The sequence below is a fragment of the Aeromonas sp. 25-AL00135 genome (assembly GCF_054052385.1).
Window position 1 is genome coordinate 40,347 of record NZ_JBSTYQ010000010.1, and the last position, 21,260, is coordinate 61,606.

Annotated in this window: 24 protein-coding genes; 13 read left to right on the forward strand and 11 right to left on the reverse strand. The window is 60.5% G+C overall.

Annotated features, from left to right (window positions below; all coding sequences use genetic code 11):
• Position 1 precedes the first annotated feature (1 nt).
• Positions 2–1,222, forward strand: coding sequence for a DEAD/DEAH box helicase (locus ACW5XC_RS10970; RefSeq protein ID WP_042053300.1), 1,221 nt, complete (start codon positions 2–4; stop codon positions 1,220–1,222).
• Between the two features lie 2 nt (positions 1,223–1,224).
• On the opposite strand, the gene ACW5XC_RS10975 is transcribed toward ACW5XC_RS10970, so the two are convergent.
• The 3 genes from ACW5XC_RS10975 to ACW5XC_RS10985 all read right to left on the reverse strand — a co-directional run bounded on the left by ACW5XC_RS10975 (position 1,225) and on the right by ACW5XC_RS10985 (position 4,357).
• On the reverse strand, positions 1,225–2,010 hold the full coding sequence (locus ACW5XC_RS10975; RefSeq protein ID WP_042053302.1) for a GumC domain-containing protein: 786 nt from the start codon (positions 2,008–2,010) through the stop codon (positions 1,225–1,227).
• Complete coding sequence (locus ACW5XC_RS10980; protein WP_042053304.1) at positions 2,007–3,323, reverse strand: sphingomyelin phosphodiesterase; 1,317 nt, start codon at positions 3,321–3,323, stop codon at positions 2,007–2,009. Before ACW5XC_RS10980 ends, ACW5XC_RS10975 begins: the two co-directional genes overlap by 4 nt.
• A gap of 203 nt (positions 3,324–3,526) precedes the next feature.
• Complete coding sequence (locus ACW5XC_RS10985) at positions 3,527–4,357, reverse strand: CPBP family intramembrane glutamic endopeptidase (RefSeq protein ID WP_042053305.1); 831 nt, start codon at positions 4,355–4,357, stop codon at positions 3,527–3,529.
• 120 nt (positions 4,358–4,477) lie between these two features.
• Between ACW5XC_RS10985 and ACW5XC_RS10990 the strand changes: the two genes are divergently transcribed.
• The gene (locus ACW5XC_RS10990) at positions 4,478–5,215 is read left to right on the forward strand and encodes a substrate-binding periplasmic protein (protein ID WP_042053306.1); all 738 of its coding nucleotides are present in this window, start codon (positions 4,478–4,480) and stop codon (positions 5,213–5,215) included.
• 67 nt (positions 5,216–5,282) lie between these two features.
• On the opposite strand, the gene ACW5XC_RS10995 is transcribed toward ACW5XC_RS10990, so the two are convergent.
• Together ACW5XC_RS10995 and ACW5XC_RS11000 are read right to left on the reverse strand one after the other, a co-directional pair.
• Positions 5,283–5,579 (reverse strand): hypothetical protein, encoded by a 297-nt coding sequence (locus ACW5XC_RS10995; protein WP_042053307.1) that lies wholly within the window; start codon positions 5,577–5,579, stop codon positions 5,283–5,285.
• A 53-nt stretch (positions 5,580–5,632) separates the two neighbouring features.
• A complete protein-coding gene (locus ACW5XC_RS11000; protein ID WP_031227767.1) occupies positions 5,633–6,007 on the reverse strand; it encodes a YacL family protein in 375 nt (124 codons plus the stop codon).
• Between the two features lie 209 nt (positions 6,008–6,216).
• Between ACW5XC_RS11000 and ACW5XC_RS11005 the strand changes: the two genes are divergently transcribed.
• The 7 genes from ACW5XC_RS11005 (at position 6,217) to ACW5XC_RS11035 (ending at position 13,644) form a co-directional block, all read left to right on the forward strand.
• Entirely contained in the window at positions 6,217–7,332 is a 1,116-nt protein-coding gene (locus ACW5XC_RS11005; protein ID WP_042053309.1) for a sugar diacid recognition domain-containing protein, read from the forward strand.
• A gap of 118 nt (positions 7,333–7,450) precedes the next feature.
• Entirely contained in the window at positions 7,451–8,713 is a 1,263-nt protein-coding gene (locus ACW5XC_RS11010; protein ID WP_042053311.1) for a GntP family permease, read from the forward strand.
• Between the two features lie 9 nt (positions 8,714–8,722).
• Positions 8,723–9,856 carry a glycerate kinase gene (locus tag ACW5XC_RS11015; protein WP_042053313.1) on the forward strand — a complete coding sequence of 378 codons (1,134 nt, stop codon included), beginning with the start codon at positions 8,723–8,725 and terminating at the stop codon, positions 9,854–9,856.
• Between the two features lie 232 nt (positions 9,857–10,088).
• Complete coding sequence (locus tag ACW5XC_RS11020; RefSeq protein ID WP_042053314.1) at positions 10,089–10,652, forward strand: NnrU family protein; 564 nt, start codon at positions 10,089–10,091, stop codon at positions 10,650–10,652.
• Positions 10,653–10,710: 58 nt separating this feature from the next.
• Positions 10,711–11,247: a glutathione peroxidase gene (locus tag ACW5XC_RS11025; protein WP_005340333.1), complete on the forward strand. Its 537-nt coding sequence runs from the start codon at positions 10,711–10,713 to the stop codon at positions 11,245–11,247.
• A gap of 82 nt (positions 11,248–11,329) precedes the next feature.
• The gene (locus tag ACW5XC_RS11030) at positions 11,330–12,265 is read left to right on the forward strand and encodes a LysR family transcriptional regulator (RefSeq protein WP_042053315.1); all 936 of its coding nucleotides are present in this window, start codon (positions 11,330–11,332) and stop codon (positions 12,263–12,265) included.
• Between the two features lie 182 nt (positions 12,266–12,447).
• Complete coding sequence (locus ACW5XC_RS11035) at positions 12,448–13,644, forward strand: NupC/NupG family nucleoside CNT transporter (protein WP_005348874.1); 1,197 nt, start codon at positions 12,448–12,450, stop codon at positions 13,642–13,644.
• Between the two features lie 101 nt (positions 13,645–13,745).
• On the opposite strand, the gene ACW5XC_RS11040 is transcribed toward ACW5XC_RS11035, so the two are convergent.
• The 5 genes from ACW5XC_RS11040 to ACW5XC_RS11060 form a co-directional block, all read right to left on the reverse strand.
• Entirely contained in the window at positions 13,746–14,165 is a 420-nt protein-coding gene (locus ACW5XC_RS11040) for a DUF4426 domain-containing protein (protein WP_005340339.1), read from the reverse strand.
• A 43-nt stretch (positions 14,166–14,208) separates the two neighbouring features.
• Complete coding sequence (gene yggU / locus ACW5XC_RS11045) at positions 14,209–14,511, reverse strand: DUF167 family protein YggU (protein ID WP_005340341.1); 303 nt, start codon at positions 14,509–14,511, stop codon at positions 14,209–14,211.
• A complete protein-coding gene (locus tag ACW5XC_RS11050) occupies positions 14,511–15,062 on the reverse strand; it encodes a YggT family protein (protein ID WP_005340343.1) in 552 nt (183 codons plus the stop codon). Before ACW5XC_RS11050 ends, yggU begins: the two co-directional genes overlap by 1 nt.
• Before the next feature lie 11 nt (positions 15,063–15,073).
• A complete protein-coding gene (proC, locus tag ACW5XC_RS11055; RefSeq protein WP_042053316.1) occupies positions 15,074–15,898 on the reverse strand; it encodes a pyrroline-5-carboxylate reductase in 825 nt (274 codons plus the stop codon).
• A gap of 142 nt (positions 15,899–16,040) precedes the next feature.
• Positions 16,041–16,742: a YggS family pyridoxal phosphate-dependent enzyme gene (locus tag ACW5XC_RS11060; protein ID WP_042053317.1), complete on the reverse strand. Its 702-nt coding sequence runs from the start codon at positions 16,740–16,742 to the stop codon at positions 16,041–16,043.
• A gap of 39 nt (positions 16,743–16,781) precedes the next feature.
• Between ACW5XC_RS11060 and tapT the strand changes: the two genes are divergently transcribed.
• The 4 genes from tapT to ACW5XC_RS11080 all read left to right on the forward strand — a co-directional run bounded on the left by tapT (position 16,782) and on the right by ACW5XC_RS11080 (position 20,395).
• Positions 16,782–17,816, forward strand: a complete 1,035-nt coding sequence (gene tapT, locus ACW5XC_RS11065; protein ID WP_005340354.1) for a type IVa pilus ATPase TapT — start codon at positions 16,782–16,784, stop codon at positions 17,814–17,816.
• A 28-nt stretch (positions 17,817–17,844) separates the two neighbouring features.
• Entirely contained in the window at positions 17,845–18,954 is a 1,110-nt protein-coding gene (tapU, locus tag ACW5XC_RS11070) for a type IVa pilus ATPase TapU (protein ID WP_042053401.1), read from the forward strand.
• 47 nt (positions 18,955–19,001) lie between these two features.
• Complete coding sequence (yaaA, locus tag ACW5XC_RS11075; protein WP_040067414.1) at positions 19,002–19,775, forward strand: peroxide stress protein YaaA; 774 nt, start codon at positions 19,002–19,004, stop codon at positions 19,773–19,775.
• 194 nt (positions 19,776–19,969) lie between these two features.
• The gene (locus ACW5XC_RS11080; RefSeq protein WP_005340360.1) at positions 19,970–20,395 is read left to right on the forward strand and encodes a hypothetical protein; all 426 of its coding nucleotides are present in this window, start codon (positions 19,970–19,972) and stop codon (positions 20,393–20,395) included.
• A gap of 360 nt (positions 20,396–20,755) precedes the next feature.
• On the opposite strand, the gene ACW5XC_RS11085 is transcribed toward ACW5XC_RS11080, so the two are convergent.
• Positions 20,756–21,247 carry a methylated-DNA--[protein]-cysteine S-methyltransferase gene (locus tag ACW5XC_RS11085; RefSeq protein ID WP_042053319.1) on the reverse strand — a complete coding sequence of 164 codons (492 nt, stop codon included), beginning with the start codon at positions 21,245–21,247 and terminating at the stop codon, positions 20,756–20,758.
• Positions 21,248–21,260: the final 13 nt, after the last annotated feature.

Sequence of the window (21,260 nt, forward strand, 5' to 3'; positions counted from 1 at the left end):
CATGACCTTTAGCGAACTTGCCCTTCATCCCGCCTTGCTGGCCTCTTTGCCCGTCACCTTGCAGACGCCGACCCGCATCCAGCAGCTGGCCATTCCGGCTGCGCTGGCGGGGCAGGATCTGCTGGCGCTGGCCCAGACCGGCAGCGGCAAGACGCTGGCGTTTGGCTTGCCGCTGCTGCAACGGCTGGATCCTGCCTCCAGCCAGGTGCAGGGTCTGGTGCTGGTGCCAACCCGCGAGCTGGCGATTCAGGTCACTGCCGCGCTAAAAGAGGGTGCCGAGGCGCTGGGGCTGCGCATCGTGACGTTGTGTGGGGGCGTTGCGCAGGAGCGGCAACAGGCCGAACTGGCGCTGGGGCCACAGCTGCTGGTGGCGACGCCGGGGCGGCTGCGGGATCTGCTGACCCAGCAACTGTTGGGGCTGGATGGTTTGCAACTGCTGGTGCTGGATGAAGCGGATCGCCTGCTGGAGATGGGCTTTGCTCCCGACATCAAGGCGCTACTCGGCTTTATTCCTGCGGATCGCCAGACCCTGCTCTTCTCCGCCACCTTGCCTGCCGAGTTGGAGACGCTGGCCAACGGCCTGCTGCGCGAGCCTACCCGTATCGAGGCCACCCCTCTCAACAGCGTGGTGAACGAGATCGAAGAGCGACTCTATCTGGTCAACAAGAGCAGCAAGGTCCCGGCGCTCATCAGTCTGCTCAAGGAGCAGGCGTGGCCGCAGGTGCTGGTCTTTATCAGTGCGCGGGATGATGCCGACGGGGTGGCCAGAAAGCTGGCCAAGGCGGGCATTGCGGTGGCCGCCCTCCATGGTGAGAAGGAGCAGGCAGTGCGTGAGCAGGCGCTCGGCGATTTCAAAGAGGGCAAAATTCGGGTGCTGGTGGCCACCGACCTGATGGCGCGTGGCATCCATGTGGAGGCGCTGCCGGTGGTGATCAATCTGGACTTGCCCGCCAGCGCCCCCGTCTATGTACACCGCATCGGTCGTACCGCCCGGGCTGGCCTCGAGGGGCTGGCCATCTCACTGGTCTGCCATGGCGAGAGTGACATGCTGCAAGCTACCCGCACCCTGACCGGCCGCGAGCTGCCGTTGGGCGATCTGGTGGGATTCCCGGTCACTGACCAGCCTGCCAGCGGGGAAGGCAAGCGCCCCCCTCGTGACAAGCAGGCCAATCGCCGCACTCAGGCCAAACGCAGCGTCAAGCAGTTCAAGGGCAAGCGCTGACCTCAGGGTGTGCCTTGCTCCCGCGCGAAGAAGTCACGACGCCACTGGCTCAATACCTCCTCCTTGTGCTGTTGCCACAGCGCAGGATCCATCTGCTGTTGGCTGATCGCCAGTTGCTGCTCCAGCTCGGCCAGCTCTCGCTGGTAGCGGCTGCGTTGATCCAGCTGTTGCTGGCGCGCCCCGGCAAACGCCAGCGTGGCTTCAGCCTGCTCTGCGGGCAGGAAGTGGCGGGCCAGGGTGGCCAGATCCTCATCTCCCCACAGCTGACGAGCTTGCTGCAGGCGGGCATCCGGGTTGAACAGATCCACCGCCAGATCCGGATGACCCGCCGCCCACCGATCCTGCAAGCGGCTGAGGGCGTCCAGCCGCTCGGCCAACGGTAACAGCTCGCTCTCCTGCGCCAACTGATCCAGCGCCAGGGCATAGCGCCCCTGTAACCGGATCAGACTCTCCCCCTCGCGCAGCCACCCGGCCTCTGTTGCTTCCAGATTGCTCACACGCTGCGCCAGCGGCAACTCGCTGTCGCTGATCTCGCTGGCAAGCTGATTGAGCAGTTCATCCGGCATCGCCTGCCAGCTGCTGGGCACTTCTTTGCTTTTGCCATCCATCCCCTCAGCGTTTGGCATGCGGGGAGGCGGGCTCCCCGGTTCTGTTGGCAACTGCACATCGGCCAGAGAGGGCGTAGCCGACCGTTCTGGTGATATCGGGGACTGCTCTTCCTGCCAGCCCAGATTCACCAGCAAAAGGGTCAGGATAGCCAGCGCCAGTATCCCGTAACGACGAGTCATCGGCTGATCTCTCCCTTGACCGGGAAGTGGTCTGAGAGGTTGCTGGCGGGCCAGAGGCTGTCATCGCTGCTGCGCGGGATCCAGACCGTGTTGAGGTTGTGGCTGGCGTTGCCGTACTCCCGACTCACTACCAGATAGTCCAGATACTCGACGTTGGCGCCACCGGAGAGTGGGCCACCGGCATAGGGGTTGATCCTGGGATCGAAGGTGGCTTCGGTATAGCCGCCATAGGCGGGTTCATGGGCGTTCAGATTGGCCAGCATGTTGGCGTAGTCATCGGCAAACTTGCGTTTGTTGACGTTGAAGTCGCCGCCGTAGATGACGGTGTCGCTGGCGGGGATCTTGAGGCTGGCTGCCAGAGAGCGGATCTGACCGAACTGGATCTGCCGTAGCTTGCGCGCCTCGTCGGTGTCAAAGCTGGCGGTGTGGGTGGCGAACAGGTGCCACGCCTTGCCCCCCTTGATCACCTCGGCGTACATCACCCCCTTGTCTGCGAAGCAGTCGGTGCCGGTGCATTGGGGATAGACCAGCTGGGCCTCCCGCACTATGGGATAGCGGCTGACGATCACCACGCCGCCGTCATGAATGTTGACCCCGGGCTTGTCGAGTACTTTGGTCTGGTAGGGGTACTCTTTCGCCAGCGCCTGTAAAAAGCCCTCGCGGCGGCCATCGAATACCTCTTGCAGCAGCAGGGCGTCATAGCCCTTGAGGTAATCAGGCAGCAAGGTCAATCGCTCGCCGATGCTGGAGGCGATGACCGGCAGTGCCCAGACGTTGTAGCTGGCCACCTTGAGCCTATTTTCTGCCGGTTCCGGTTGCTCCCGTTTTTGGGGGGGCGTGATCATATAGTGCAGATCGTCGTAGCGGCCGGTGAACTTGGCGGCAAAGGCCAGCTCTTGTGGCCCGGCAACGCGGTGGATCGCCCGATCGTTTTGCCAACCGGATGCGCTGGTCGGTGTCTCGCCACCGTGCTGCAAGGTGGTGTTCCACCAGGTTCCCTCCATCAGCTGGTTGAGCCGATAGACGTCGCCACCCGCTGTGGTCACACGGGTTTCGAACAGATAGCTCTTGCCCGCCTTGACCCCCTCATAGCGATTGAAGCTGAGCACCATGGCACTCTCCCATGGGCCCAGTTCGGTACGGTGCTGGCTCCACTGACTGCCGGGTTGCAACTGGCCGCTGCCGCTTTGGCGGATGTCGATCTGAAGCGGTTCAGGACTGTTGTTGGTGAGATAGACATCGGTATCGGCCAGTGCCAGTTGCGGGAACTGGCTGACCAGCAGCAGGGCGGCATAACTGAGGGTTTTCTGCATCACAGGATCCTTTTGGTTGCAGGGCAATGGAAAGTGACTGTTATGGCGAATGCAGAGGTCAGTTTGTTTACATTTTGGTTACAAGTAAATGAATTGGTTTTGTTTGGAGCTTTGTGGAGGTGTAAAGCGAGCGAGGCAGCACGCTTAAAGAGAGAGGGAAGAGCGAGGGAAGGCGCCCGTGTCAGGCGCCTTCACTTCAGGAGTTAGCGGTGGGCCAGCGGGTAGGTGAAGAGCGCCAGATGGGCGAAGTTGAAGGCGAAGTGGATCAGGATGGCCACGGAGAGTCGCCCGCTGAGCTGGAATGCCAAGCCGTAGCAGCAGCCTGCCAGGGTCGCAAACAGCGCCAGCAGTGGGCCACCGGGCAGGTGGATGGCTCCGAACAGTAGCGCGGCCACGACGATGCCAATCCAGGGGCGGTAACGTTCGGTCAGCCCCTGCTGGATCGCGCCACGAAACAGCGCCTCTTCCGCCACGCAGGTGAACAGCAGATTGTTGAGTGCAAACAGCCACCACCAGTGGGGCAGACCCACTTCCGGTTTCAGTGCCCCCAACTGCCAGGCGATGACCAGCAGGGCACCCAGCGGCAGCAGCAACAGGGCCAATGGGCGCCAGCGGATTGCGCCCCCCTTGCCCAGCAGCATCGGGCAGGCCAGCAGCAAGCCAAAGAGCAGCAGCGGCTTGTCGAGGTTCAGATACATGTTGAACGGCACGCTGGCGGGGCCTGCCAGCGCCTGATCCAGCACCTTGAGATTGTTGAAGCCGGGGATCAGGTGCAGGGTCAGCGTAATCGCCCAGAGGATCAGCACCACTCTGGCCGCCATCGCCCAGCGGGCGGGGAGGGTTGGCGTACGCCACGCCAGCAGTAATCCTGCGACCGAGACCAGCAGGGCGGGTAGTGTCATTCGGTCAAGCCACAGTGCCAGCAGCAGGGAGAGTCCCAGCAGGGCAAAGGCGGGAAGACGCTGGCGGAAGAGGGCAAGCAGCACGGCCAGCGCCAGCGCGCCCCAGATAAATGAGTCGGGAAGGGGTAACATTGGATCTCCTTGATCGAGGCAGGCGGCAACCTTAACAAGTGGGCGTCAGCAGGACAACCGCGCAGGAGGTGGTCGGATCCCTTCTCTATACTCATCAACAGGGTAAAGGGAGAGCAGCTGATGAAGCACTGTCTGTGGTTGTTGTGTTGTTGGTGTGTCTGGCTGCAGGCCGCACCCTTGCTGCTGGTGACCGGTGAGTTCACCCCCTATACCGGCAAGGCCCTGCCTGACGGCGGCGAGAGCACCCGGCTGGTGACGACCCTGCTGCAAGAGGCCGGGTATCGAGAGATCCGGGTCGACTACCTGCCCTGGCCACGCGGCTATCAGTTGACCCGCAATGGGTTGGTCGCGGCCACCTTCCCCTACGCCTGGACTGCCGAGCGGGCCAAGCTCTTCCACTACAGCGCTCCCATTCATATAGATCGCCTCTCCTGGTTCACCTATCGGGGGAGCGAGGCCATTCAGGCTGGCCGCTGGCAAGGGCTGCGTGTCTGCATTCCGCTGGGGTGGAGCACCAGCCATGCCGACGGGGTGATCAAGCGTTTCGGGCTGGATCTGCAGCGCCCCAAGACCCTGGCACAGTGTCTGCAACTGCTGGATCGCAAACGGATCGATCTGCTGCCGATGAACGAGACGGTGACCCGGGATGCCAGCCGCCAACTGTTTGGCGACCCCTGCCATCTGCAGGCATTGCCCCACTTTCGCCAGAGCGACACTTTTTATCTGATCATTTCACGGCAGTACCCGGAGGCCGCCAGCCTGCTTGAGCGCTTCAATCATGCCTTGGCTGCCGCCCGTGCCGATGGTCGCTATGACCAACTGGTCTCCCGAGCCGGAAAGGGGATCGATTGCCGTTGAGAGTGCCTAGGCGGAAAACAAAAAGCCGGAGCAGTGGCTCCGGCTTTCTTTATGCCTTCAGGGGCGATTAGCGGCCTGATTCGGCGATCACGCGGGCGATGATATCGGCGCGCTTGCTGGCTTCCAGTTCGCCCAAGGCGATCAGGCCAGCCTTGAAGATGACGTTCTTCGGCAGGCTGACGTCGTCCAGCGTGGCGATCGCTTCAACGTGCATGCCGTTCAGACGGCTGGCATCGCGCGGGCTCAGGTTGACCTGAGTGTTCATCACCTGCTTGCCTTTCTTCTTGGAAGGTGCAGCCGCTTTCTTGGTGGATTCCTGTTCTTCGTCTTCCGGCAGTTCGTCATCAAAATCGTAAATAGACATAGTCAATCCTGTTGAGTTAGGCAAAAGGGCACATTTGCCCGACATTGGGTCAATCAGCCCATATCCTCGTTACGGATAAAGGCGCGCCAGGAGCCGAGCACCTGGGCAAAATCTTCCAGCCCGCACATGGCCAGCTGTTCATCATCGTAGTAGGCGAGATCGTCAAGATCCTCACCCAGCTCGATATTGAGGGCGTTGGCTTTCACCTCCGCCTCTTCATGGGTCAGCAGCAGGGAGTAGTCACCGCCGTTGAGCCGGTATTCGACTCGGGTGCGGTTGGAGAGCTGATCAATGATGGAGAAGAGCTCGTCGAGCTTCTCTTCATCCTTGCCAACCTCGTCGATCAGCCACTGACCGATGGCTTCATGGCCCATGGAGAACCGGGCGCGATAGCCACCAAACGGGTCGCGGCGAAATTCATAATCCATAGCACAGTCCAGATCGGAGGGATGGGCCATCACGGGCAGGCGGGTGCAAGCACGCAATTCCTGCTCCATGGCGGGGCACACATCGGGTAAAGTGGCCTATTCTAGCGATCCCCCTCTCGCTTGTCTTGATGATGTGGCATCTTTGCGCCCATGTGCCCTGAATCGACCCGTGGTGGCGCCGCCAGATCAGCCCCTTGTCCGGAGATGTTATGCAGCTAAACGATAACCTTGCCCGCCAGATCGTCGCGCGGGCGATGAAGATCCTGTCGTTCTCGGTCAACGTGATGGACGAACACGGCCTCATCATTGCGTCCGGCAATCCGGAGCGGATCCATCAGCGCCACGAAGGGGCCGTGCTGGCGCTGACCGAGAACCGGGTGGTGGAGATCAGCGAAGCGACAGCCTTGCAGCTAAAAGGGGTGCGACCCGGCATCAATTTGCCCATCTCCTATCAGGGGGAGCTGATCGGGGTGATCGGCATCTCCGGCGACCCGGACATCGTTCGTGCTTACGCCGAGCTGGTGCGAATGACCGCCGAACTGATCCTGGAGCAGGCGGCGCTCACCGAGCAGTTGCAGTGGGACAAGCGCCACAAAGAGGAGCTGGTGTTGCAGCTCATTCGGGGCGAGGGGCGAGTCGATCAATTGCAACAGGCGGCCCGCTTTCTCGGACTGGAGTTGGCCCAGCCTCGGGTGGTAGCTGTGCTGGCGCTGGAGGAGGCGGATCCGGCGCGTCTGCGAGAGCTGGTTCATCAGCTGGAAAATCCGGAGCGGGACAATCTGGTCGCCATCAACGGGCTCGACGAGATAGTGGTGCTCAAACCGGCACAATTGAGTGATGGCGTCTGGCAATCGGCGCAGGAGCGCAGCCGGATCAAGCAGTTGCTGGCCCGCATTCCCCACTTCAAGGTGCATATCGCGGTGGGCGATTACTTCGCCGGGATCGACGGGCTGGCGCGCTCTTACCAGACGGCGCGAGATACCCTGCGCCGTGGCATGCGGCAGGCGCCGCGCAAACAGGTCTACTTCTTTGAGGACTACCGTTTGCCAGTGCTGCTGGGCAGTCTGGCGGACTCCTGGCAGGCGGATCAGCTGCGCACACCGCTGCAGAAACTGGCCCGGGAAGATGGCAAGGGGGCGCTGCAGAAGACCCTGCGCCACTATTTCTTGCAGGATTGTGATCTGCATCGCTGTGCCGAATCCCTGTTCATTCACCCCAATACCCTGCGCTATCGTCTGGGGCGGATAGAGCAGATAACCGGGTTGAATTTCAACAAGTTAGATGACAAATTTTTGCTCTATCTCGGCCTTAATCTCGACTTGTGATTGTGAGGTTTGACAAAAAAACACGTTTACATGACGCAATTTTTGGTTTTTAAGCCAAAGCATTCTGATTGCAGATCTCCATAATGGCGGCCATTCACTCCTATTGAAGGTGTCCGTCATGATCCCGGTTACTGCCCTTGGCGCCATCGCGGCGCTCTCCATCGCCATCATCCTCATTTTGAAGAAGGTGCCGCCCGCTTACGGCATGATCGTGGGTGCCCTGGCCGGTGGCTTGATTGGCGGTGCCGATCTGACCCAGACCGTCGCCCTGATGATCGGCGGCGCCCAGGGGATCACCACAGCTGTGATGCGGATCCTGGCGGCCGGTGTACTGGCCGGCGTGCTGATCGAATCGGGTGCCGCCACCACTATCGCCGAGACCATCGTCAAGAAACTCGGTGAAACCCGCGCCCTGCTGGCGCTGGCGCTGGCAACCCTGATCCTGACTGCGGTCGGCGTATTCGTGGATGTGGCAGTCATCACTGTTGCGCCCATCGCGCTGGCCATCGCCCGCCGTGCCGATCTCTCCAAGGCGGCCATCCTGCTGGCGATGATCGGCGGCGGCAAGGCGGGTAACGTCATGTCCCCCAACCCCAACGCCATTGCCGCGGCTGATGCCTTCCATTTACCCCTGACCTCTGTGATGGCGGCGGGCATCATTCCGGGCCTGTTCGGTCTGGTGATGGCCTACTGGCTGGCCAAGCGGCTGAACAACAAGGGCAGCAAGGTTTCTGCTGATGAAGTGGTGAGCTTTGCCGGTGCCAAGTTGCCAGACTTTGCCGCCGCCATCAGCGCTCCGCTGGTCGCCATCCTGCTGCTGGCCCTGCGGCCGGTCGCCGGTATCGTGGTGGATCCGCTGATTGCGCTGCCCCTCGGTGGTCTGGTCGGCGCCCTGATGATGGGTAAATTCCGCAAGGTGAACCAGTTTGCGGTCTCCGGCCTCGCCCGTATGGCGCCGGTCGCCATCATGCTGCTGGGTACCGGTACCCTGGCGGGCATCATTGCCAACTCCGGCCTGAAAGATGTGCTGATCAGCGGCCTGACCGCCTCCGGTCTGCCTTCTTACTTGCTGGCGCCTATCTCCGGTGCCCTGATGTCGCTGGCAACCGCCTCGACTACTGCCGGTACCGTGGTGGCCTCCAACGTATTCAGCTCCACCCTGATTGAACTGGGGATCAGCAGTCTGGCCGGGGCGGCGATGATCCATGCCGGTGCCACTGTGTTTGACCACATGCCCCACGGCTCTTTTTTCCATGCCACCGGTGGCAGCGTCCACATGGGCGTGGGTGAGCGCCTGAAACTTATCCCTTACGAAACTGCAGTCGGTCTGACCATTGCCACTGTCTCCACCCTGATGTTTGGCGTGTTTGGCCTCGCCTAAGGAATTGATATGAAAATTGTTATTGCCCCCGATTCATTCAAGGAGAGTCTGAGCGCCATGGCGGTGGCTGATGCCATCGAGGCCGGTTTCAAGCAGGTGCTGCCGAACGCCACCTACGTCAAATTGCCGATGGCCGATGGCGGTGAAGGTACGGTGCAATCGCTGGTCGATGCCACCGGTGGCCGGATCCTGCCGGTCGAAGTGACCGCGCCCCTTGGCAACAAGGTGCAGGGCTTCGTCGGCCTGCTGGGTGATGGCGAGCGCGCCGTCATCGAGATGGCTGCCGCCTCCGGTATCCATCTGGTGGCGCCCGAGCAGCGCAATCCGCTGCTCACCTCCAGCTTCGGCACCGGCGAGCTGATCCTGGCCGCGCTGGAGATGGGGGTGAAGCACCTTATCCTCGGTATCGGCGGCAGCGCCACCAATGACGGCGGAGCCGGTATGATCCAGGCGCTCGGCGGCAAGCTGCTCAAAGCCGATGGCTCAGCCATCGAGCTGGGTGGCGCGGGTCTCAGTGAGCTCGTGACCATCGATCTGAGTAGTCTGGATCCGCGCTTGAGCGACCTGGTTATCGAGGTGGCGTGTGATGTGAACAACCCGCTGTGCGGCCCGAAAGGCGCCTCTGCGGTGTTTGGCCCGCAAAAGGGGGCGACCTCGGAGATGGTGGCACAGCTCGATGCCAACCTCTCCCGTTATGCCGACTGCATTGAGCAGGCCCTTGGCAAGCAGGTGAAGGATATTCCGGGGGCGGGTGCCGCCGGTGGCATGGGTGCCGCGCTGGTCGGTCTGCTCGGTGCCGAGCTCAAGCCCGGCATCCAGATCGTCATCGAAGCGCTGAAACTGGCCGAGGAAGTGGCCGATGCGGATCTGGTCATCACCGGCGAAGGGCGCATCGACAGCCAGACCATTCACGGCAAGACGCCAATCGGTGTCGCACGCTGCGCCAAGCAGTTTGGCAAGCCAGTGATCGGTATCTCCGGTTGCCTGACCGACGATTGTGGTGTGGTACATGATCACGGGCTGGACGCGGTATTCGCCGTGGTCAACCGCGCCATGTCTCTGCCGGAGGCGCTGGAAAGCGCCAGCACCAACATTCAGCTCACTGCGCGCAACGTAGCGGCGCTCTATCAGCTCAAGGGCTGATCCGGTTCGGCCGATGGGCGCCATCGGCCACTCAATATCCCCGTTTGGGGCATCTCCTATCCCGCGAGATGTCTGACTGCCCTGGCACTTATTTGCCGATCCATCGTGATCGGCTCTTTTCTTTCCGTTCCTTTGTCTTGCCACACTTTTGACTCCATGGGTCAGCGCGGTTTTGATAGGCGCAAATCTCCCTTTACGGCATAGTGGTCGTACCAAGTACAAGGAGAGACTCATGTTCCTGCTGACCCTGGGGGTTGCGCTGTTTACCCTGATCCATCTCTACCCCTGTTTTGCGGTGGCCCATCGGGCGCGACTGAGAGAACGGCTGGGTGAGAATCGCTACAAGGGGCTCTTCTCCCTGCTGGTGTTTGTCGCCATTGCCTGCATCATCGCCGGTTGGCGCTCGGCCAGCTCGCTGCCGCTCTACTTCCTGCCGGATTGGGGGCCGATGACCATGACGGTGATGATGCCCTTTGCGCTGATCCTTTTCTTCTCCGGCCAGGGGCCCAACCATCTGCGCCGTTGGCTGGTGCATCCCCAACTGCTCGGTACCCTGCTCTGGGCGGTGGCTCATCTGCTGGTTAACAGCGAGGCGCGATCTCTGGTGTTGTTTGGCGGCATCGGGCTGTGGGCGCTGGTGAGCATGGTCTGGATTTCGGTGCGGGACTGGCAGCGATATCCCCGTCCTGCGGCCAACTGGACGGGCACCGGCATCAGCGTCGGGGCGGGCCTGGCTGCCACCGCGCTGCTGGTGTTCTGGGGCCACGGCTGGCTGACCGGCATTCCATTGCATTGAGAGTGAACTGCGGCTCTGGTAACCGCGTATGATGGACAAAACAAAAGGAGTCTTGGCGATGAAATGGTTCACTCTGTTGCTGTTATTGGGGGCTGGCGCGGCCTCTGCGGCGTGCCCCGATTATTTCAATGTGGAGATGCGGGAGCTAAACAACTCTCAGCGCCACAACCTCTGTCAGCTGACCGAGGGCAAGGTGGTGCTGGTGGTCAATACCGCCTCCTACTGCGGCTACAGCGGCCAGTTCCGCGATCTGGAGAAGCTCTACCAGAGCTACAAGGATAAAGGGCTGATTATTCTGGGTTTCCCCTCCAACGATTTCTGGCAGGAGGCGGGCAACGAGACCAAGACCGCGGAGGTATGCCGCCGCGACTATGGCGTCACCTTCCCGATGTTCAATCGGGTAGCGGTGCGGGGCTCCGATGCAGTGCCACTGTTCAAGGGGCTGGCGGCGGCCGCTGACGGGGATGAGCCGAATTGGAACTTCCACAAGTATCTGGTGGGGCGCGATGGTAAGCTGATCGCCAGCTACGGCGCCAACCAGAATCCGGCTGACGACCCCCTCAAACTGCAGATCACCCGGGCGCTGGGGCTCTGACCCTACCCCTTGGCGGGCGGCTCTGGAATAATGGGCTCCCGCCACTCAATCCGGTTATCTTGTGCTACAACGTCTTCCTCAAATGGTGATCTTCGATGCGCTGGTGCGCGAGCAGGGGATCTCTGCCGCCGCCCGTCGTCTCGGGGTCTCCAAATCCCATATCAGCAAGCAGCTGGCGCTGCTGGAGACCACCCTTGGCGCCCAGCTGGTTCAGCGCACCACCCGCCGCTTTGTCCTGACCGAGCTGGGTCAGGAGTATGCCCGTCATTGTCATGCGCTGGTGGCGGTGGCGCAGGAGGCGGACTCCATGATCGCCGAGCGGCGTGGCAAGGTGAGCGGCGTGCTCCATCTCGGGGTGGGCCAATCTTTCGGCCGGCTGCACGTCATTCCCCATCTCAAGGCGTTTCAGGATCGCTATCCCGAGCTGGAGCTGGAAGTCTCGCTGTTCGACCACAGAACTAATCTGGTGGATGAGGGGCTGGATCTCTGGCTCACCACCTATGAGGACAAGCCGGAAGGGCTGGTGGGACAGCGGCTGGCCGACATTGGCTTCGTGGTGGCGGCTTCGCCGGATTACCTGCTGAGCCACGGTACGCCGCTTCATCCCAAGGATCTGGCCCAGCACAACTGCATCACTTACCAGAGTCGGGAGCGGCGCTATCACCAGTGGTCGTTTCGCCAGGGCAAGGAGCGCCAGACGGTGCAGGTGGCGGGCAACTATCGGGTGGATATGGCGGAGGCGGTGCGGGATGCGGCACTGGCCGGGCTCGGCATCGCCTATATCGCCAACTACTTGCTGGACAAGGAGTTGCAGAGCGGCAAGCTGATCCCGGTGTTGCCAGGGTGGCGACCGAACCAGCAGATGGCGGTACACGCCGTTTATGCCCGGCGCGAACATCTGGATCCCAAAATCCGTCTCTTCATCGATTTCCTCAAGGCCCGCTTTGGCCCCGAACCCTATTGGGAGCAGCGACTGGTCCCCTGGCTCGGGGGTAAATTGTCCGGCAGTGAGGAATGATTGTTTCCATATAAAAACTCTCGATTTCTCCTGATACTAAAATCGAACCAAATCAGCCAGTTGGCGCAATCGATATCGTGCAAACGTTTTTTCTAACAGGGTTGTAACCAAGCTGACTTGCAGTGACGGGGTGAGAGGCGCAGAATCCGCGCCCATCTTTTGCCCTACCTGATGGAGTCCCTATGATTGCCCTGCTCGGCATCCTGAGTATCCTGGCGCTTGCCGTCATCTGCTCTGATAATCGTCGTCGTATCCCGTTGCGAACAGTTGGCCTTGCCCTCTGCCTGCAAATCATGTTTGCCGGTCTGGTGCTCTGGCTGCCTGCCGGTCAGCACGTGCTGAACGGGGTCAGCGAGAGCGTAAGCAGCGTGATTGGTTATGGTCAGGAGGGGATCGCCTTCCTGTTCGGTGATCTGGCCAAGTTCAAGCTGGGCTTCATCTTTGCCTTCAACGTGTTGCCGGTCATCATCTTCTTCTCCGCGGTGATCGCCATCCTCTACCATATCGGCATCATGCCGCGGGTGATCGCCCTGCTGGGTGGTGGCTTGCAGAAATTGCTGGGCACCGGCCGCGCCGAGAGCCTCTCCGCGACCGCCAACATCTTCGTCGGCATGGTGGAAGCGCCGCTGGTGGTCAAACCCTACCTCTCCAAGATGTCCGACTCCCAGTTCTTCGCTGTGATGAGCTGTGGTCTCGCCTCCGTCGCCGGTGGCACCCTGGTGGGCTATGCCAGCCTCGGGGTTGAGTTGAAATACCTGATCGCTGCCGCCTTCATGTCGGCCCCTGCCGGTCTGGCGATGGCCAAAATCCTGGTGCCGCCGGGAGCTGAAGAGGTCGATCACCATCAGGATGTCGAGATCCCCCGCGCCACCAACGTGATTGAAGCGGCGGCCGATGGCGCCATGTCCGGCCTCAATATCGCGGTGGCGGTCGGTGCCACCCTGCTGGCCTTCGTTGGCGTGATCGCCATGCTCAATGGTCTGCTCGGCTGGGCTGGTGGTCTGGTGGGGCTGGATCTGAGCTTCCAGATCATTCTGGGCTGGCTGTTTGCCCCCGTCTCCTGGCTGATCGGTGTGCCTTGGGATCAGGCGCAAGCCGCTGGCGCCCTGATCGGTACCAAGATCGTGGTCAACGAGTTCGTCGCCTTCATCGGTCTGGTGCAGGATCAGACCCTGAGCGAGTCGAGCAAGGCCATCGTGACCTTCGCCCTGTGTGGCTTTGCCAACATCTCCTCCATGGCGATCCTGATCGGCGGTCTGGGCTCCATGGTGCCGGAGCGCAAATCCTTCATCGCCCGTTACGGCATGCGCGCCATTCTCTCCGGCGTGCTGGCGAACCTGATGAGCGCCTGTCTGGCCGGTCTGTTCCTCGCCCTGTAACCGCAGCGGTACGGAATAGATGTAACAAGGGCGCCCTGATGGCGCCCTTGTCATATGGATAAAATGAAGCCCCGACCTTGTTCGGGGCTTCTTGTTGCTGCTCAGTCGACGTAGAAGGTCTGCTGGAAGCTGAGGTTCTGTTGCTGCCCACCGCCCATGATCTTCAGGGTGAACTGATAAGTATCTTCGTTGCGGTAGGGGAGGGTCGCCAGATAGTAGATGGCATCGCCCTCTTTTACCTCCTGAAAGTTCAGGGTGCGGATGGTACCGGTCAGGTTCTTGGCCTCACCGGTGATCCCCACGGCTTGCGCCACTTTCTGCTTGTCCTGTACCGCGATATTGATGATGGCGTTGTAGCGGCTGCGCTCCAGTCCATACGCCTTGGCGACCTCTGGTGTAAGGAAGCTGGAGTTGAAGGCGTTGTAGTGCACCAACCAGGGCCCCAGCTCCTTCATCTGTTCTGCCTTGAGCGGCAGGGTCATCAGCAGTGCCAGCAGGCCACTCATCCAGGCTGTTTTCATCTGTCATCCCTCTCATATCTACGGTTGGCGCAGGCCGATTCATTCAGCCTTGCGTGTCATTCAGCAGTGCACTCACTTCTTGCGGCAACTGTTTGGGGCTATCGATGGCGACGGTTTTGTGTCGCCCCAGCTCGCCCCGCACTATGGTGATTTGTCCCTTGGCCACCTTGAACTGCTTGGCCAGAAACTTGATCAGATGGCTGTTGGCCTGGCCATCGACGGGCGGCGCCGTGATGGCCACTTTCAGCTCTTCACCATGCAATCCGATGATCTGATCCCGACTCGCCTTGGGCTGGATCACCAGATGCAGTACCAGTTCATCCCCTTGTTGCAGGACGGCTGGCATCAAATCATCCACCACAGCTGGCCGAACAGGTCACCCAGCAGGTAGTTGATGGCTTGCAGGCCGATAAAGGCGACCAGCACCGAGAGATCAAGTCCGCCCAGTGCCGGCAGTACGCGGCGGATAGGGGCGAGGAAGGGCTCGGTCAGCTGATGCATCACGTATTCGATGGGGTTGCGGCCCTGGCTGACCCAGCTCAGGATGGCGCGGATCAGCAGTACCCAGAAGATCATCGAGCCCGCTTTCTTCAGCACGGTCAGCGCGGCAAACAGGCTGATGCTGAGCCAGTCCGCCAGCAGTACGTTCATGCTCTTGAGCAGGGCCAGCTTGAGGAAGGCGACAGCCAGCGCCAGCACCACGGAGGCGAGATCGATGCCGCCAAAGCCCGGGATGACACGGCGCAGCGGGATCACCAGCGGATTGGTCAGCTTGACCACCATCTGGCTCATCGGGTTGTAGAAGTCGGCGCGAGCCCACTGCAGCCAGACGCGCAGCAGGATCACCATCAGGTAGAGATCGAAAACGGTGTTAATCAGAAAGTAAGCAGTGTTCATCTGGGCTCCTGTTAGAAGAGGGTTTCCATTTCGGTGGCACGAGCGACGGCCGCCTGCATGGCTTGCGCAGTCAGCGGCATCAGCCCCTGCTGCTGGAATGTCTTGATGGCTTCGGCTGTGGTTCCACCCTTGCTGGTCACCTGCTCACGCAGGGTCTGCAGCGACAGCTCGGGATTTTGCTCCACCATGGCGGCTGCGCCCTGCGCGGTCTGCTGCACCAGCAGGCGTGCCTGTTCGGGCGAGAAGCCCAGTGCCTCCGCCTCTTCGGCGATGGCCTGCATAAAGAGGAAGAAGTAGGCCGGGGCACTGCCCGCTGCGGCGATGATGCCGTTGATGCCGGACTCCTGCTCCACCCAGAGGGTCTTGCCGACCGCCTGCATCATCTGCTCGGCAAACTCGCGATCCGCGGCGGCAATATGCTCGGGCGCATAGAGGCCGGTCATGCCCAGACCCAGCAGGGCAGGGGTATTGGGCATGGTGCGGATGATGCGGTCGTGGCCACCGGCCATCTCGCCAAGGCGCGCCACCTTGATACCGGCCGCGATGGAGATGAGCAGCTTGCCCTCAAGGGATCCCAGCTCTTCAACCAGTGCTGCCAGCATGCCGGCCATCAGCTGTGGCTTGACTGCCAGCACGATCACTTCGGCGTCTCGGGCCGCCTCAGCATTACTCTGGGTGATGCGAATGCCATGTTCGCTCGCCAGCGCTTCCAGCTTGGGCAGACTGGGGTTGGCAGCAGTGATCTGCCCGGCGGGATAACCCGACTTGACCAGTCCGGCGATGATGCTGCGGCTCATGTTGCCCGCGCCGATAAAGGCCAGCGTTCTATGCTGCATCAGATGCTCCTGTAGCATATGGGGTCGCGGCGGGGTTGGCGCTGCCTGCACCACCTGACGCCAGAATTCGGTGTTCCATCAAACGCTCCTGTTGATGAAGTCGCGGCAAGAGGCGGACTTATGGGTTATCCGCTGGCCTTGCCTATGAGTAGTCACGGGCGCCGAAGATGGCGGTGCCGACCCGCACCATGGTGCTGCCGTGGGCTATCGCCAGTTCAAGATCCTCGGTCATGCCCATCGAGAGGGTATCCACCGTGGGGTATTGTCGCGCAAGCTCGGTGAACAGAGTCTGCATGCGGGTCATTTGGGCGGCCAGTACGCTCTCGTCACTGGTGTGCTCGGGAATGGCCATCAGTCCCCGCAGCACCAGTCGCTCACTTTGAGAGACCTGCTCGGCAAGGCGGAAAATCTCTTGTTCCGACGTTCCGGATTTACTGCTCTCTCCGCTAATATTGATTTGCAGACAAACATTTAGCGGTGCCATTGTAGTTGGGCGCTGGTTGTTGAGGCGGTCGATCAGCTTGTCCCGATCCACGCTCTGCACCCAGTCAAACCGTTCGGCGACCAGTTTGGATTTGTTCGATTGCAAAGGGCCGATAAAGTGCCACTCTATGTCGCTATATTCCGGCTGCTGGCGCAAGGTATCGATCTTGGCCGCTGCTTCCTGAGCGTAGGATTCGCCAAAGCAGCGCTGACCTGCGGCATGGGCGGCCATGATGGCCTCGACAGGCTTGGTCTTGCTCACGGCCAGCAGGCGGATCTGCTGTAGGTTGCGGCTCGCCCGTTCGACGGCCTGGGCAATACGTTCCTTTACCTGAAACAGGTGCTGGGCAATCTGGTTCATATTTCGTTAGTGATCTTGTGATGGGAGAATGACAAGTCTATGGATATCACAGAGTTATTGGCTTTCAGTGTAAAGCATAAAGCCTCGGATCTACACCTCTCGGCCGGGGTTCCCCCGATGATCAGGGTTGATGGTGAGGTTCGCAAGATCAATTTGCCCGCCCTGGAACACCGGGAAGTGCATGCCCTCATTTACGACATCATGAACGACCATCAGCGCAAGGAGCTGGAGGAGAACTTCGAGGTCGATTTCTCGTTCGAGGTGCCCAATCTGGCCCGTTTCCGGGTCAACGCCTTCCAGCAGGCGCGCGGTTCGGGCGCGGTATTTCGTACCATCCCCAGCACTGTGCTGAGCCTCGAAGATCTCGATGCGCCGGAGATCTTCCGCAAGATTGCCGAGTTCCCGCGGGGTCTGGTGTTGGTGACCGGCCCGACCGGTTCCGGTAAGTCGACCACCCTGGCGGCCATGGTCAACTACATCAACGAGAACTTCCATCACCACATCCTCACCATCGAGGACCCCATCGAATTCGTCCACGAGAACAAGCGCTGCCTGGTGAACCAGCGGGAAGTACACCGTGATACCAAGAGCTTCAGCAACGCCCTGCGCTCGGCCCTGCGGGAAGACCCGGACATCATTCTGGTGGGCGAGATGCGCGACCTTGAGACCATTCGTCTGGCCATGACTGCCGCCGAAACCGGCCACCTGGTGTTTGGCACTCTGCACACCTCGTCGGCGGCCAAGACCATCGACCGTATCATCGACGTCTTCCCTGGTGCGGAGAAGGACATGGTACGCTCCATGCTCTCCGAATCCCTGCGGGCGGTCATCTCCCAGACCCTGCTCAAGCGCATTGGTGGCGGTCGGGTGGCAGCGCACGAGATCATGATGGGCATTCCGGCGGTGCGTAACCTCATTCGGGAGGACAAGATTGCCCAGCTTTACTCGGTGATCCAGACCGGGATGACCCACGGCATGCAGACCATGGATCAGAGCCTCAAGCAGCTGGTGAGTCGTGGCGTGGTGGCATCCCTCGATGCCAAGGCCAAGGCTGTTGATCCCAACAGCATTTAAGAGACTCGCACCCAGGGAGGGATAGATGATGAATCTGGATGATCTGCTGAGCGAGCTGGTCGAGCGAAAGGGATCGGATCTGTTTGTGACGGTGGGCTCGCCGCCCACCCTCAAGGTCAATGGCCATCTGGTGTCACTGGGGGGCGAAGCGCTCGACAAGAAGGGTGCGCTGACGCTGGTCAGGGATACCCTCAGCAGCGATCACTTCGAGCGTTATATCCGCACCAAGGAGGCCAACTACGCAATTTATCGTGAGGCGCTTGGCCGTTTTCGGGTCAGCGCCTTCTGGCAGCAGGAGCTGCCCGGCATGGTGGTGCGGCGTATTGAGACCCGCATTCCCACCTTTGAAGATCTGCAGCTCCCCAGGATCCTGCAGGAGGTGGCGATGGCCAAGCGCGGGCTGGTGCTGTTTGTCGGTGCCACCGGGGCGGGTAAATCGACCACTCAGGCGGCGATGATCGGCTATCGCAACCAGCATGCCGATGGTCATATCCTGACGGTGGAAGACCCGGTGGAGTTCGTCCATCAGCATGGCCGTAGCCTGGTGACCCAGCGGGAGGTGGGGATCGACACCGAGTCGTTCGATGTGGCGCTGAAAAGTTCGTTGCGTCAGGCGCCGGATGTGATCCTGATCGGCGAGATCCGAAGTCAGGAGACCATGGAATTTGCCCTGCAGTTCGCCGAGACGGGACACCTTTGTCTCGCCACTTTGCATGCCAACAATGCCAACCAGGCGCTGGATCGCATCCTCCATCTGGTGCCGCAGGAGAAACATCGCCAGTTTCTGTTCGATCTCTCCTTCAACCTCAGAGCTATTGTCGCCCAGCAACTGGTGCCGAGTGTCGATGGTTTGCGGCGCAGTGCGGCATTCGAGATCCTGCTCAATACCCCGCTCATCACCGACATAATCCGCAAGGGAGAGATGCACCGTCTCAAGGAGGTGATGACCAAATCTGCCGAACTGGGCATGCAGACCTTCGATCAGGCGCTTTTCAGCCTGTTCTGCGCCGGCCAGATTGGCTACAGTGAGGCCCTCGCCCATGCCGACTCGGCCAACGACCTGCGGCTGCTGATCAAGCTCTCCGGTCGCGAGCAGCTGGGGTCCGGCACACTGGAAAATGTGACGCTGGATGAATGAAACATGGGGCCGATCCGCTGTTCGGCCCCTAGCCAGAAAGGAACGTTATGCTGATTGTGGTTTCCCCGGCCAAGACGCTGGATTACGAGTCACCGCTGGTGACACCCCGTTTCACCCAACCCGAGCTGCTGGATCACTCCGCCGAACTGATTAGCCGGGCCCGCCAACTGAGCCCTGACCAGATCGCCACTCTGATGAAGATCAGCGACAAGCTGGCCGGTCTCAATGCCGCCCGTTTTGCCGAGTGGCAGCCAGATTTCACCCCCGCCAACGCCCGTCAGGCGCTGCTGGCCTTCAAGGGGGATGTCTACACCGGTTTGGCGGTGGAGGATTTCAGCGAGGCCGATTTTGACTTCGCTCAGGCACACCTGCGGATGCTCTCAGGCCTCTACGGCGTGTTGCGTCCCCTCGACCTGATGATGCCCTACCGGCTGGAGATGGGGACCAAGCTCGACAATGATCGCGGCAAGGATCTCTACCAGTTCTGGGGCGAGGTGATCACTCACCATCTCAACGACGCGCTGGCAGCCCAGGGGGATGAGGTGCTGATCAATCTGGCCTCCGACGAGTATTTCAAGTCGGTACGGCCCAAGAGCCTGAAAGGGCGGATTGTCACACCGGTGTTCAAGGATGAGAAGAACGGCCAGTTCAAGATCATCAGCTTCTACGCCAAGAAGGCGCGCGGCATGATGGCTCGCCACATCATCAAGCACCGTCTGACCGAGGTGGAGCAGCTGACCGGTTTCAACGCCGAGGGCTACTACTTCGTACCGGAAGAGTCGGACGCCAATACCCTGATGTTTAAACGCGCCGAAAATTAATTACAAAAAGAGGGAACCAATCTTTCGACCCGCGGGTCTGAATATGTGAATCCTCTGTTGTAAGCACTTTTTATTCGCCGACGTTTGATACGTCGGCTTTTTTATTGCCGTTTTTAGTGTCCATCGATTGCCTTCGCCGGGACTATGTGGTTCAGATAGACTCAAGACAGGGAGCGAGTCGTCGTGAGGTGAATATGGAACAGAAAAATGCCATTCGGCAGGTTGCCGTCCCTTGGGCTCCGTCCCGCCAGCTACCGCCCGGTCTGGTTGTGGCCGAGCTGCATCAGGATCTCTGGAGCGACTCCCTGACCATCATGCTGGGTCGGGCGCGCAGCATCGATCTGCCTCCGCAAATCCTCTGCCGGGTCTATTTTCGCCATATCTACGCCCTGCGGGTCATCGAAGATTGCGATCTGGCCGAGGGGAAGGATAGTCACGCTATCGAAGAGCAGATCCAGCTCATCACCCCATCCCGTTTTGCCAGCTGGTTCCATCAGGAGTCAGACGGCCTGCATCTGGATGAAGATCTGCAGCACTATCGCATCTCGACCTGGGATTATTGCGCTGATGTGCTGACCTCTTCGGCGCCGGAGCTGCAGTTCCTGCCCCAGAGCGAGTAGCCAGCTGTTACGTCAGAGGCGAAGGATGATCCTTCGCCTCTTGGTTTTTGGGCTGGTGCAGATTTTGTGGCGCTCAGCCCACTCAACCCGGGTGGTGCCCTGCTGTGTTGGCACAAAAAAAGCGCCTCAGAGGAGGCGCGGGGAAAAAGACAGATTGGAAGCGTCACATGGGTGCTACTTGAATCAGCGAATGAGCCGTGCCATTCAAGTATGGAGCCATCATGCCAAGCTCAATCTGAAGTAGTTCTGAGGCGATTCTTCATTTTCTGTTCATCTTGTCAGCAAAGCGTGGCCACTGGCTGAAAGCCTTTTCATTCTGGTCACGATATTGTCCCGTCCCTCTCCGGGGTGGTCATCGTGTCATGGGGCCAGCTCGAATGTTGTGCCTGTCTGTTCCAGTGCCAGCAACCAGCGCTTGATGGGAATGCCGCCTGCGTAGCCGGTCAGCTCGCCGCTGCGTCCGATCACCCGATGGCAGGGCACTATGATGCTGAGCGGATTGCGCCCATTGGCAGCGCCCACCGCCCGCACTGCCTTGGGATTGCCTATCGCCTGGGCAATCTCGAGATAGCTCACGGTCTCGCCATAGGGGATATCGCACAAAGCATTCCACACCGTTTGCTGGAACGGGGTGCCCATCGCTGCCATGGGCAGATCGAACTGCTGCAATTTTCCGGCGAAATAGGCGTTGAACTGGGCAAGATAGGGGGCCAGTGCCTTGTCATCCCGTTGCCAGTCAGCCTGCGGCATGACGGGACGCTCCCCGTGCATAAACTCGACGTGGCGCAGTCCATCCTGATCGATGGCGACCAGCAGGGGGCCGCGGGCGCTGTCGCAAAAACTGTATCTCATCGGCTGACATCCT

Bases quoted from the DNA above. Each gene is read 5' to 3' on its own strand.
- ACW5XC_RS10970 (WP_042053300.1), top strand. From the start codon at position 2: ATGACCTTTAGCGAACTTGCCCTTCATCCCGCCTTGCTGGCCTCTTTG.
- ACW5XC_RS10975 (WP_042053302.1), bottom strand. From the start codon at position 2,010: ATGACTCGTCGTTACGGGATACTGGCGCTGGCTATCCTGACCCTTTTG.
- ACW5XC_RS10980 (WP_042053304.1), bottom strand. From the start codon at position 3,323: ATGCAGAAAACCCTCAGTTATGCCGCCCTGCTGCTGGTCAGCCAGTTC.
- ACW5XC_RS10985 (WP_042053305.1), bottom strand. From the start codon at position 4,357: ATGTTACCCCTTCCCGACTCATTTATCTGGGGCGCGCTGGCGCTGGCC.
- ACW5XC_RS10990 (WP_042053306.1), top strand. From the start codon at position 4,478: ATGAAGCACTGTCTGTGGTTGTTGTGTTGTTGGTGTGTCTGGCTGCAG.
- ACW5XC_RS10995 (WP_042053307.1), bottom strand. From the start codon at position 5,579: ATGTCTATTTACGATTTTGATGACGAACTGCCGGAAGACGAAGAACAG.
- ACW5XC_RS11000 (WP_031227767.1), bottom strand. From the start codon at position 6,007: ATGGATTATGAATTTCGCCGCGACCCGTTTGGTGGCTATCGCGCCCGG.
- ACW5XC_RS11005 (WP_042053309.1), top strand. From the start codon at position 6,217: ATGCAGCTAAACGATAACCTTGCCCGCCAGATCGTCGCGCGGGCGATG.
- ACW5XC_RS11010 (WP_042053311.1), top strand. From the start codon at position 7,451: ATGATCCCGGTTACTGCCCTTGGCGCCATCGCGGCGCTCTCCATCGCC.
- ACW5XC_RS11015 (WP_042053313.1), top strand. From the start codon at position 8,723: ATGAAAATTGTTATTGCCCCCGATTCATTCAAGGAGAGTCTGAGCGCC.
- ACW5XC_RS11020 (WP_042053314.1), top strand. From the start codon at position 10,089: ATGTTCCTGCTGACCCTGGGGGTTGCGCTGTTTACCCTGATCCATCTC.
- ACW5XC_RS11025 (WP_005340333.1), top strand. From the start codon at position 10,711: ATGAAATGGTTCACTCTGTTGCTGTTATTGGGGGCTGGCGCGGCCTCT.
- ACW5XC_RS11030 (WP_042053315.1), top strand. From the start codon at position 11,330: ATGGTGATCTTCGATGCGCTGGTGCGCGAGCAGGGGATCTCTGCCGCC.
- ACW5XC_RS11035 (WP_005348874.1), top strand. From the start codon at position 12,448: ATGATTGCCCTGCTCGGCATCCTGAGTATCCTGGCGCTTGCCGTCATC.
- ACW5XC_RS11040 (WP_005340339.1), bottom strand. From the start codon at position 14,165: ATGAAAACAGCCTGGATGAGTGGCCTGCTGGCACTGCTGATGACCCTG.
- yggU (WP_005340341.1), bottom strand. From the start codon at position 14,511: ATGCCAGCCGTCCTGCAACAAGGGGATGAACTGGTACTGCATCTGGTG.
- ACW5XC_RS11050 (WP_005340343.1), bottom strand. From the start codon at position 15,062: ATGAACACTGCTTACTTTCTGATTAACACCGTTTTCGATCTCTACCTG.
- proC (WP_042053316.1), bottom strand. From the start codon at position 15,898: ATGCAGCATAGAACGCTGGCCTTTATCGGCGCGGGCAACATGAGCCGC.
- ACW5XC_RS11060 (WP_042053317.1), bottom strand. From the start codon at position 16,742: ATGAACCAGATTGCCCAGCACCTGTTTCAGGTAAAGGAACGTATTGCC.
- tapT (WP_005340354.1), top strand. From the start codon at position 16,782: ATGGATATCACAGAGTTATTGGCTTTCAGTGTAAAGCATAAAGCCTCG.
- tapU (WP_042053401.1), top strand. From the start codon at position 17,845: ATGAATCTGGATGATCTGCTGAGCGAGCTGGTCGAGCGAAAGGGATCG.
- yaaA (WP_040067414.1), top strand. From the start codon at position 19,002: ATGCTGATTGTGGTTTCCCCGGCCAAGACGCTGGATTACGAGTCACCG.
- ACW5XC_RS11080 (WP_005340360.1), top strand. From the start codon at position 19,970: ATGGAACAGAAAAATGCCATTCGGCAGGTTGCCGTCCCTTGGGCTCCG.
- ACW5XC_RS11085 (WP_042053319.1), bottom strand. From the start codon at position 21,247: ATGAGATACAGTTTTTGCGACAGCGCCCGCGGCCCCCTGCTGGTCGCC.